This window comes from Psychrobacter sp. M13, assembly GCF_030718935.1.
Taxonomy (GTDB): domain Bacteria; phylum Pseudomonadota; class Gammaproteobacteria; order Pseudomonadales; family Moraxellaceae; genus Psychrobacter; species Psychrobacter immobilis_G.
Genome location: NZ_CP132194.1, coordinates 2,700,088 through 2,712,500, shown reverse-complemented (window position 1 = coordinate 2,712,500; position 12,413 = coordinate 2,700,088). Strand labels below are relative to the sequence as shown.

Below are 12,413 nucleotides of genomic sequence, written 5' to 3'. Positions count from 1 at the left end.
GAATAATGACATCACGCAATACTAAGGTAAAGAGCATGAGTAACCGCGTATCCACGAGCTTTGCGATCTCTACCTGTAGCTTTGTCATGCCAGTACTGGCAGTCAGCATGATGGCGATCAGCAGTAATATTTATGCTGAGCCGCGTATTAACAGCGTATCAGTGGTACAAACAGCGCCTACAGTGACTCAGTTACGTCTAGGCTTTGGCGAAGCGCCTGTTTTGCCAGCTGCTTATCAGTTGGATGATCCTAGTCGTTTAGTATTAGACTTTGAGCAAGTACAAAACGGTCTTGCCAGCCGCTTTACCGATTATAATATTGGCATGGTTAACGAGATTACAACGCTTAATAATGACAGTACCACAAGGATGATTGTGGGCCTAAAGCAAACCGGTAACTATACAACTGTCGTAAGTGGTAATGATTTATTGTTAACTATTACCGAGCCTAATCAAGCCGTAGCGATTGTAGATCCTATTAGGACTGTAATACCTGTGAATACGGTAACACCTGTCCGCGGAGTTGATACTCTAGTAACCAATCCTGTTGTCACCCCTATTATTGAGACTAGCGTTGAGGTCGTGCCTAGTACGCCTATTATTGCTGGCACTACTGCTAACAACACTCAAGTACGAGTCAATGCTAATACCGTACCCGCTGATACGATGATCGTGCGAGTCAACCCGTTACTAGACCCTAGGCTTGCCGCTACTCAAGTTGCCCAGCAGTACAGCTATGATGGTTTAAGCGCACTGAATTTTGCAGCAGGCGGTGATGGTGGTGGTAATATTAGTATTGCTTTAGTCAATGAAGCCATTCCTATCGATGTACAGCGTCAAGGTAATAAGCTGATCGTACGTATGACTGGTAGTACTGTCCCAAGAAATTTGCTACGACGTCTTAATGTCAATAGCGGTCTAGTGGCGGGTATTGATACCAAAAACCAAGGTCAAAATGGTGTTATCACTATTAATATGAATGGTGATTATGAGTATCAAGCTTATCAATCAGGTAACCAGCTTAATATAACAATTAGCAAACCTGAATTATTGACTGAGCCTACGCTTGAGGAGAGAGTCTATACTGGTGAAGCGCTATCTATGGAATTCCAAGATGTTGAGATTCGTAGTGTGCTCGATATCTTAGCGCAGTTTACGGAGTTGAACGTTGTCGCAAGTGACTCAGTCGCTGGCAATATTACTTTGCGTCTGATTAACGTACCTTGGGATCAGGCATTAGACATTATCCTCAAAAGTAAAAATTTAGGCAAGCGTGAAAACGGTAATGTGATCTTAGTCGCTCCTGCGACTGAGCTTGCAGAACAAGAAGCACAGGAGCTTGCAGCGCAACAAGCTGTCGAAGCCTTTTCACCACTGAGAACGGAATACATTCGTCTAAGCTATGCCCGCGCTGAGGATGTGCTAACGTTGATCTCTGATGGTAGTGGTCCCTCTGGTAATGGTGGCTTAGGTAGCACTAACAACAATTCAAATAGTCAGGATAATAATACGTTATTATCTAATCGTGGTACGGTAACGATTGATAAGCGTACCAATACTTTGATTATTCAAGATGTCGCCGATAGTATCGAAAACATTCGTAAACTCATAGGCAAGATCGACATTCCAGTACGTCAGGTGATGATTGAAGCCCGTATCGTTAGCGCTACAGACACCTTTAGTAAAGAGATTGGCGTAAGCTGGGGCATATTATCAAATGGTGCGGCTAATAACCGTAACTTGCTAGTTGGTGGCAGTCAGCAGACGCTTGCCGATCTTAAAGATTTCGATATTGAGACGACCACAGTTAATGGTCAAACGGTCTCTTATCCCTCTTATAACATCAGTCGTCCTGACAACTTAAACGTTGATCTAGGCGTCAGTAACCCTGCTGGTAGTATTGCTTTTGGTTTACTTGGTATCTCAGACTTGATGTTAGATCTTGAGCTCTCAGCCCTGCAAGCCGATAATCGCGGTGAAGTCATCTCAACACCGAAGATTTTGACTGCCGATAAACAAACGGCAAAAGTCTCATCAGGTACGCAGATACCTTATCAAGAGGCGGCCGCCAGTGGGGCAACGACGACTAGCTTTAGAGAGGCTGCTTTAAGTCTTGAGGCCACACCAAATATCACCCCTGACGGCAAAATTGGTCTGCAACTCTTGATTACTAACGGCACGCCGACCATTATTAATAATCAGGTTGCTATCTCTGAGGACTCCATCTCAACCAATGTCATTGTTGAAGATGGACAAACTATTGTATTGGGCGGTGTATTCAAAAACCGTACTAATAATGAGGTAACCAAAGTCCCGTTCTTAGGCGATTTACCTTATATTGGTCGTGCTTTCCGCCGTGATGTACGCAGCAACAATAAAGAAGAGCTACTGATCTTTATTACCACTAGATTAGTCAACGATGGCATAAGCCGTTTAGAATAAACTAGCTATAAAGTGACATAACGAAGCAAGCTTAACGGCTTGTTTTTTTATGGGAAATTTTTATAAAATATAGATGGGCTTGAGGTGTAATAGCGATTTTTATCGTGAGTAAGCTTTTATCACGTACAGGTTTTTATCGTGAATAGTGAATTACATTACTAGCCAGAATATTACTGACGTTGTATCATAGCTAATTTAGCTGAGTGAGTATTATGTTGAAGGAGTTACCTTCGGTATTCTTAGTAGGGCCGATGGGATCGGGGAAAACGACGATAGGTCGACTGCTTGCCAAACAGCTGAGTCGCGAGTTTGTAGATAGTGACTGGTATATCGAATCGCAGACAGGTGCTGATATTGCTTGGATATTTGCTAAAGAAGGGGAAGCTGGGTTTAGAGTACGCGAAACTCGAGCTATCGATGAGCTAACTCGGCACAGTCAAATCGTCCTTGCAACGGGCGGCGGCGCCGTTATATCTGCTGAAAATAGAAAGTTTTTGCATGAGCGCGGCGTCGTCGTGTATTTAAATGCCTCAGTCGACGTGCAGATGATACGTACTGCAAAAGATAAGTCGCGACCGCTATTGCAACAGCCCAATCCTCGCCAAATATTACAAAATCTCTACCTAATACGTGATCCCTTATACCGGCAAATCGCGCATATTATTATGCCTACAGGTCATACTTATCCACGGTATATGGTCAATCAATTATTGCGACAGCTGGAGATTTTTTTTAGTGAAAATGGGGCGGAAGTTTTAGCCTCTATTGCCGATGCTAAGGCTGGTATAAATACAGATATAGATACCAATATTGACAATAGTATCAATATTGGTTTTGTGTCAAAAAAACAGTAAGGTAAATATTTACCTTTGCAGACAATAGAATACTAGGAGTATAACATGAGCCCCAATTTGGTTGATGATAGCTTAAGTGTACATACTCAAAGTCATGATTACCCGATAGTCATCACTGCGCAAAACGCTACGGCTATAAGCGACATGGCAGCGCAAATCACTCCTTTTATTAGCGCTAGGCAAGTATTGATCGTCACTAATGATACGGTAGCGCCACTATATCTAGCCAGACTGCAAGCACAGCTAGAGACTCAGTTTACAGTTGCAGTCTGTATTTTGCCTGATGGTGAGCAGTATAAGAATCAGTCCAGCATCAATAAAATATATGACGTGCTTATGGCGCAGCACTTCAATCGTGATGTAACCTTGATCGCACTCGGTGGTGGAGTGATCGGCGATATGACGGGTTTTGCAGCCGCCAGCTTTATGCGCGGGGTCAATTTTATCCAAATACCAACGACGCTGTTATCACAAGTAGATTCAAGCGTCGGTGGTAAAACAGGTATCAATCACCGCCAAGGCAAAAACATGATTGGTGCATTTTGGCAGCCGCAGATGGTGCTGGCAGATATGAATACTTTGCAAACTTTGCCAGCCCGCGAGCTCTCGGCAGGGCTAGCTGAGGTGATTAAGTACGCGCTTATTATGGATATTGAGTTTTTGAGCTGGCTTGAGGATAATCTGCCAGCGATGATGGCGCTAGATTTGGAAGTATTAGCTATAGCGGTAAAGCGCTGCTGCCAGTATAAAGCCGACATCGTGGCGCAAGATGAGCGCGAATCGGGGATAAGAGCCATATTGAACTTTGGTCATACCTTTGGTCATGTCATTGAGACCCATGAGGGCTATGGCAAGTGGTTACATGGTGAGGCGGTGGCAGCAGGTATGGTGCAAGCTGCTCAACTATCACATAGGCTTGGCTGGATAAGCGATGCAGATGTAGCACGCGTAAAGCGAGTATTGATCTTGGCCAATCTACCGATTACACCACCGCCTATAGCACTAGAGACTGCGCTTAGCCTGATGGGGCATGATAAAAAAGTCAAACAAGGACAAATCCGTCTTATTTTGTTAAAATCACTAGGTAAAGCGGTATTGACTACTGACTTCGATAATCAACTGCTTACTGACGTATTGTCGCAACAGCATTAATGAATGCTGGCTTATAATGAAGCTATTTTAAAGTTGCCTTTTATACCTTTTCAAGGAAATTCTCATGGCGCACTCGAGCTCAACGACTCGCTCTAATAGTAAGTCATATCGTCGCCAAGCATTAATTTGGTTGATGGTGACATTACTACTAGGAGTGGTAACTGCTTTGGTTTGGATGGCCAGCCAAACGCCTGCAATTGGTGCCAAGATTGAAAACGCGCCTATCGCCACGCCGCAAGTCACCGCCAGCGAGCTTGAGCAACCGCTATCTATTGAGTCATTACACGAGCTTGATGCTGATGTACAACCGATTAACTTCGAAGATACCGTACGTGATCTACGCAATTATCCTGATGAGTTCAAAGACAAAGGCTACTTGCTTGCCAATAAAGGTAAATGGACCGTGCAAGTGATGAATGTGGCTGAGAACGATGTCATCGTCAGCTATTTAGAAGGGCGCAAAGATCGCAAGAAATTTGCCTATTTTCGCTATCGTGATGAGGACAATAAGATACGTTATATGCTCACGTATGGTCTCATGAGTAGTCCACAAGAGGCGGTAGGTGGCGCAAAGCTGATAGATTTTGGCCTGCCTGCTGATGTACGGGTATTACCTGAAGAGGTCAATCGTTACGTCAGTATCATAGACAATTATGAGCGTCCGCAGCCTATCAAGGATCTGAGCACTAAACGCACCCGATCCGTCAAGCTCAAGCCTACAAAGCGTGAAGTGCCCGTTCGTCAAAGAGCGCCCGTCATTGTTAAGGACAACAGCGATGACAGTGCTACTACTGCCAGCCAAACATCTACTAATAATAGTAATAACAACAATAATAATGCGGAAAGTATTCGCCAGTCAAACGACAATTCGGAGACTTTAACCGTCAATGAAGAGCGCATCTTATCATCTGAAAACGATGTGCCGCCTGCTAAGCAAGAGGTGAAAAAACCGCCAGTAGTTGCCACACCCAAACCGCCAAGCTCAGCGACTAACCCGAGTAAACCGCAAGAGAGTAGTCCTAAAAAGCCAGTAGCAAATACGGATAAAGCCGGTAGCAAAAACAATACTGATAGCATGAAAGAGCTAATAGAGGAGAAAAGTGAGTAATTCTCTTAATTAGCTGCTATTTATTTATTTTTTATTTATCAATCTTTATTAAAGCTATGGTTAATAGTGATTTTCCATAGCCAAAAATCTCAATCGCTAACTGGTGATTGAGATTTTTTTATACAGCCCCTATCCATCTAATTTTATTTTATAACTAATAGCAAACCCAAGAATACGATTGACACAGCTAAACTCGCTAAACCTATTAAATATAGTACTTGCACAAGTTTGCCATGTTACCCTAATCTTGGGACAGAGTATAAAATCAGCACAGTTTATAGAAAAGACTGGATTTTTTTGCTCTCATTCACTAATATAACTTTAGGCGACGCTCTGTATAGTTATCGTAAATTACGGTTAATGTAGCTGTTTTATAATATTTCGCTATACCCTAACGTTTTTAAGCGCTGTCATTTGCAAACTTGAGTAAAGCTTTTGCATAAGACATCTCTTTTCTTCTCATACCCTTCATTTGGGCTATTGAGACGCTCAAATATGGAGCGTCTAATATCTATATTTAGCGATTGGCAAATAACTGAGTTTTGAGAGTTGACTGCCCATAATCGCCTAGCTTTTGCTGCAATAAGTTCTTACGGCAACAAGCGATTTGTTATATATAAAGGCATAAAATAAGCTATTAGTTCTCAAGCCATTGTTGCAAGGTGGTTTATCTCTTAATCAGATGAATAGTTGACAAGTATTTTTGTCAATATAGTAAAATAGCATATCACTGCTCATCTCACCATCTATTAATCCGCTTATTGGAATATTAAGTATTAGCCCGTTCTGCCTGCGTAATAGAGCGTACGATCTGCATTGGATCGTACGCTACTTGCTCATTAAAAAGGATTAGCCATGTCAATGATTTCCTCGCACACTCATCTGGCCACTCCAGATGACTTTTCTGATAACTGTGGTTTTGGTTTAATCGCTCATATTGAGGGACAAGCCAGCCATGACTTAGTCAAAACTGCTATTCACAGCTTGAGCTGTATGACGCATCGTGGCGGTGTCGCCGCTGATGGTAAGACGGGTGACGGCTGTGGTTTACTGCTAGCGACGCCTAAGAGCTTTTTTGCAGCTATCGCAAGTGAGCAGCACCTCGCCATTACTGATAACTTCGCCGTTGGCATGGTATTTGTTAACTTAGATAAAGACCAAGCTGAGCATAGCGAGCAAATCTTAAGCGAGGAAATCATCGCGCAAGATTTGACGGTTGCAGGCTGGCGTGATGTGCCTGTTAATCTTGATATAGTTGGTGAGATCGGGCGTGAGACTTTACCTGGCTTTAAGCAAATATTTGTCAACGCACCAGATGACTTAAATGCTGATGACTTTAACCGTAAGCTATTTATCGCACGCAAAAAAGCCGAGCAACGTCTGACGAATGATGAACTATTTTATGTTTGCTCATTGAGCTGTCAGACCATCATCTACAAAGGTCTGGTGATGCCGTCAGACTTGCCAGCGTTCTTTACGGATTTAAAAGATGAGCGTTTGGCCTCACATATTGTGGTATTTCATCAGCGCTTCTCGACTAACACTTTACCGCGTTGGCCATTAGCTCAGCCATTTCGCTATCTGGCGCATAATGGTGAGTTGAACACGATTACCGGTAACCGCAATTGGGCTGAGGCGCGTACGCCGAAGCTTAAATCCGCTAAACTGCCGAATCTAAGTGAGCTGACACCTCTGGTCAATAGCACCGGTTCAGACTCATCAAGCTTAGATAACATGCTTGAGGTACTGATGTCGGGCGGTATGAGCCTGTTTCATTCGATGTCAATTCTAGTGCCGCCAGCATGGCAAAATGTCGATAGTATGGACATGGATCTGCGCGCGTTTTATGAGTTTTACTCGCAGCATATGGAGGCGTGGGATGGTCCAGCAGGTCTGGTCATTCAAGATGGTCGCTATGCCGTCTGTATGCTCGATCGTAATGGTTTGCGCCCCTCGCGTTGGGTCACCACTAAGAACGGTTATATCACGGTAGCCTCTGAAATTGGTGTGTGGGACTATGCGCCAAAAGATGTGCTGGCAAAAGGTCGAGTTGGACCGGGTCAGATGCTAGTGATTGATACTTTGACAGGGCAAGTTATGGATAATAAAACCATAGCAACGCTACTCAAAAAAGCGCATCCGTATCGTAAATGGTTACGTGAGCAGGCTACACGTATTCGTGATGATGAACGCATTGAAGAGCAAATCGCCGCACAGGCGTGTCGTGGAATACCTCTTAAAACATTACAAAAGATGTATCACGTCACTAACGAAGAGCGTACCGAAATCATTCGCCCCAATGCCGAAAACGGTCAAGAGCCCGTCGGCTCGATGGGTGATGATACGCCGATGGCGGTCTTGTCACAGCAAATACGTCATGTTGGTGACTTTTTCCGTCAGCAGTTTGCGCAGGTGACCAATCCACCGATTGATCCGCTACGTGAATCTATCGTCATGTCGCTACAGACTTGTCTTGGTGCGCAGACTAATATATTTGCGCCTACGGCCATGGACGCGCATCGTATTATTTTATCCTCGCCTGTACTATCAGCTAGCAAAATGCAGCAGATTGAGAACCTTGATGATCCTGCCTTTGGGATCGCTCGTATTAACCTAAATTATGATTTAAATTTAGAGTTATCAGAAGCTATTACTACTATTTGCGAGCAAGTGGCTAGCGCTATTCGTGCAGGTCAAACGCTGATCGTACTCTCTGATAAAGACATCAGCGCTGATAAAGTACCTGCCAACGCTATTATGGTTACAGGTGCAGTGCATCATTATCTAATCGCACAGGGCATTCGTACCGATGCTAACTTAATTATTGAGACAGGTCTGGCGCGTGATTCTCATCAAGTAGCGGTGCTAATCGGCTTTGGCGCAACTTGCGTCTATCCTTATTTAGCTTATGACGTTATTGATGACTTAGTCGCTACTGGTGAGCTACTGGGCGATCCGATTCAAGCACGGGTTAACTTCCGTAAGGGCTTGGATAAGGGATTATTAAAAATTCTATCAAAGATGGGCATCTCAACGATCGTCTCTTATCGCGGTGCACAGTTGTTTGAAGCGGTTGGCTTGTCTGAGGAAGTGGTCAATCTTTGCTTTAAGGGTGTGCAAAGTCGGATTAAAGGCGCAACCTTTGCTGATTTAGCAGCAGACCAAGCGCAGCTAGCTGCCAATGCCTATAAACGCCGTATGCCCCTCGATCAAGGTGGATTATTGAAATTTGTCTTTAATAAAGAATATCATGCCTTTAATCCAGACGTGATTAACAGCTTGCATACCGCCGTACGTACAGGCGACTACGAGAACTATCGTAACTATGCCAATATCGTCAATAGTCGTCCGATTGCAACTTTACGTGATTTGTTAGCGCTTAAGACCGATAATCCTATCGCTGTCGATGACGTCGAAGATATGACCAAGATACTCAAACGCTTTGACTCTGCTGGCATGTCGCTTGGCGCTTTATCTCCTGAAGCGCACGAATCAATCGCTATGGCGATGAATACCATTGGCGGGCGCTCAAACTCAGGTGAGGGCGGGGAAGACCCTGTACGTTACGGCACGCTACGTAACTCTAAAATTAAGCAAGTCGCTTCTGGTCGCTTTGGAGTGACACCTGCTTATCTTCGTTCAGCAGAAGTCATGCAGATTAAAGTTGCACAAGGGGCAAAACCAGGTGAGGGTGGTCAATTGCCAGGTGGTAAGGTCAATGCGTTGATTGCCCGTTTGCGTTACTCAGTACCAGGGGTAACTCTGATTTCACCGCCGCCGCATCATGATATTTACTCTATCGAAGATTTAGCGCAGCTGATTTTTGATCTTAAACAAGTCAATCCTGATGCCCTAGTGTCAGTCAAGCTAGTTTCGCGTCCAGGGGTTGGCACTATCGCTACGGGAGTGGCAAAAGCTTATGCTGATCTGATCACTATTTCAGGCTATGATGGTGGTACAGCAGCATCGCCGTTATCTTCGATTCATCATGCCGGCTCGCCATGGGAGCTTGGACTGGCTGAGACTCATCAGTCGCTACGAGTCAATGGCCTGCGCGATAAAGTACGCGTGCAGACCGATGGTGGTCTCAAAACTGGCCTTGATGTGGTAAAAGCGGCGATCTTAGGAGCTGAGAGCTTCGGCTTCGGTACGACACCGATGATCGCGGTTGGCTGTAAATATTTGCGTATCTGTCATCTCAATAACTGTCCAACAGGGGTTGCCACTCAAAAAGCTGAATTACGCGATGAGCACTATATCGGTGAAGCTGAAATGCTTATTAACTTCTTTAAGTTTGTGGCGACCGAAACTCGTGAATGGCTTGCCGCTTTAGGGGTGCGTAGTATGGAGGAGCTGGTTGGTCGTACTGACCTGCTTGAAGTATTAGAGGGCACTACAGCTAAACAGCAGCATTTGGATTTGTCGCCGCTATTATTTAGTCATCCTGCCGCTAGCGGTAAGCCGCAAACTTGTCAAGTAGAGCGTAATGAGCCGTTCGATAAAGGTCTACTCGCTGAGCAAATGATCAACGATATGGGTCTTAGCATTCGTAAAGGTCAGGGCGGCGACTATAGCTATTCGATTGGCAACTGCGATCGCTCTATCGGTGCACGTATCTCAGGTGAGATTGCCCAGTTATGGGGTAATCTGGGCATGAGCGATATGCCGATTAATTTGCATTTGACAGGTACTGCAGGTCAAAGTCTAGGCGTTTGGAACGCAGGTGGGCTAAACATTGAGCTTGAGGGCGATGCCAATGACTACGTTGGTAAAGGCATGGCAGGTGGCGAGATTGTCATCTATCCACCAAAGGATTCAAGCTTTGTCGCTCATGAGACCGCTATTATAGGTAATACTTGTCTATACGGCGCTACTGGCGGTAAGCTCTATGCAGCGGGTACCGCAGGTGAGCGTTTCGGGGTAAGAAACTCAGGCGCCCAAGTCGTTGTTGAAGGTACAGGCGATCACTGCTGTGAGTATATGACAGGTGGTATTGTCACTATCCTTGGACGTACAGGCCTTAACTTTGGCGCGGGCATGACGGGCGGCTTCGCTTATGTACTAGATATGGATGGTGACTTCTTTGATCGCTGTAATCATGAGCTGATCGATCTTAATCGTATCTCTAGTGAGCAGACCGAAGAGCATCGTATCTACTTACAGCAGGTGATACAGAACCATGTCGATAAGACTAATAGCGCATGGGGTCAGACCATATTGGCTGATTTTGAGCATTATGTGCGCAAGTTTTATTTGGTTAAACCAAAAGCGGCAAGCATCGTAAATCTATTGAAAACAACGATGGCAGATCCGCAGTAATTTGACCTTTAAAACTGACTATATAAGAGATGACATCATGGCAAAACGCTTAGAGAATAACTATCAGTTTTTAGAAGTACCCAGACTTGAACCGATGAAAAAAGACGTCGTCACTCGTGCTACTGAGTTTGTGGAGATTTATACTCCGCTTGAGAGCGAAGCAGTGGCTAGTCAGTCACATCGCTGCCTTGAGTGCGGTAATCCATATTGTGAATGGAAATGTCCTGTACATAATTACATTCCTAACTGGCTTAAGCTTGCGAGTGAAGGGCAAATATTTCAGGCAGCTGAACTGTGCCACCGTACGAATACTCTGCCTGAGGTTTGCGGACGTGTCTGTCCACAAGATCGTCTATGTGAAGGCGCTTGTACACTGAACGACGGTTTTGGTGCGGTGACTATCGGTAATGTCGAAAAATACATTAACGATACCGCCTTTGCTCTTGGCTGGCGTCCCGATATGTCAGAGGTAGTTTGGACTGATAAAAAAGTCGCGATCATCGGTGCAGGACCCGCAGGTTTAGGCTGCGCCGATATCTTAGTTAGAAATGGTGTCAAGCCAGTACTATTTGATAAGAGACCTGAGATTGGTGGTCTGCTCACCTTTGGTATTCCTGAATTCAAGATGGAAAAAGACGTCATGCGCAATCGCCGTATCATCTTTGAAGGCATGGGCATGGAGTTCCGTCTTGAGACTGAGATTGGGGTTGACGTGAGTATCGATGAGCTCATGCGCGATTATGATGCGGTATTTATGGGTATGGGCGCTTATACTTATATGCGTGGCGGCTTTGCTGGTGAAGAGCTTGAAGGAGTCCATGACGCGCTAGACTTCCTAATTGCAAACGTCAATCGCTGCAATGACTGGGAAAAAGATCCGACAGAATACGTTGATTTTAAGGGTAAAAAAGTAGTGGTGCTCGGCGGCGGTGATACAGCGATGGACTGTAATCGTACCAGTATTCGCCAAGGTGCTGAGCAAGTGGTTTGTGCTTATCGTCGTGATGAAGAAAATATGCCAGGCTCGCGCCGTGAAGTGGTCAATGCTCGTGAAGAAGGGGTTGAGTTTTTATTCAATCGCCAGCCCATAGAAATCGTTGGCTTAAACGGTAAGGTCAATGCGGTAAAAGTGGTTACTACTCAATTAGGCGCTCCTGATAATCGTGGCCGCAGCCGCCCTGAACCGATCCCTAACTCTGAGGAGATCATTCCGTGCGATGCGGTTATTATGGCTTTTGGTTTCCGTCCTAGTCCTGCCGATTGGTTCGATAGTCAGCAAGTAGCGATGAATAGCTCAGGCTTAGTGATCGCACCTGAAGTGCAAACCTTTAAATTCCAGACCAAAAACCCAAAGATATTTGCAGGTGGCGACATGGTACGTGGTTCAGATTTAGTAGTGACCGCTATTTGGGAAGGGCGCGAAGCCGCTGAGGGTATTTTGGATTATTTAGAAGTTTAAGTTTCTAGGGTATTGATTTACCTTTATAATTGATCTAGCTTTTATTTAGACAGGTAACGTCTTTTATCTTTTAATAGGTA

At 44.8% G+C, this 12,413-nt stretch carries 5 protein-coding genes and 1 pseudogene; all 6 read left to right on the top strand.

Going from position 1 to position 12,413, the window contains the following annotated elements:
- Positions 1-5 precede the first annotated feature (5 nt).
- The 6 genes and pseudogenes from pilQ to Q9G97_RS11410 all read left to right on the top strand — a co-directional run bounded on the left by pilQ (position 6) and on the right by Q9G97_RS11410 (position 12,333).
- Positions 6-2,441, top strand: a complete 2,436-nt coding sequence (gene pilQ, locus Q9G97_RS11435) for a type IV pilus secretin PilQ (RefSeq protein ID WP_305898919.1) — start codon at positions 6-8, stop codon at positions 2,439-2,441.
- A 212-nt stretch (positions 2,442-2,653) separates the two neighbouring features.
- Positions 2,654-3,172: pseudogene (gene aroK, locus Q9G97_RS11430) on the top strand (shikimate kinase AroK); the annotation flags it as partial.
- 168 nt (positions 3,173-3,340) lie between these two features.
- Positions 3,341-4,447 (top strand): 3-dehydroquinate synthase, encoded by a 1,107-nt coding sequence (gene aroB, locus Q9G97_RS11425; RefSeq protein ID WP_305898918.1) that lies wholly within the window; start codon positions 3,341-3,343, stop codon positions 4,445-4,447.
- A gap of 64 nt (positions 4,448-4,511) precedes the next feature.
- Positions 4,512-5,555, top strand: coding sequence for a hypothetical protein (locus Q9G97_RS11420; RefSeq protein ID WP_305898917.1), 1,044 nt, complete (start codon positions 4,512-4,514; stop codon positions 5,553-5,555).
- Positions 5,556-6,410: 855 nt separating this feature from the next.
- Complete coding sequence (gene gltB / locus Q9G97_RS11415; RefSeq protein WP_305898916.1) at positions 6,411-10,874, top strand: glutamate synthase large subunit; 4,464 nt, start codon at positions 6,411-6,413, stop codon at positions 10,872-10,874.
- A 37-nt stretch (positions 10,875-10,911) separates the two neighbouring features.
- Positions 10,912-12,333: a glutamate synthase subunit beta gene (locus tag Q9G97_RS11410; protein WP_305898915.1), complete on the top strand. Its 1,422-nt coding sequence runs from the start codon at positions 10,912-10,914 to the stop codon at positions 12,331-12,333.
- The last annotated feature ends 80 nt before the right edge of the window (positions 12,334-12,413 follow it).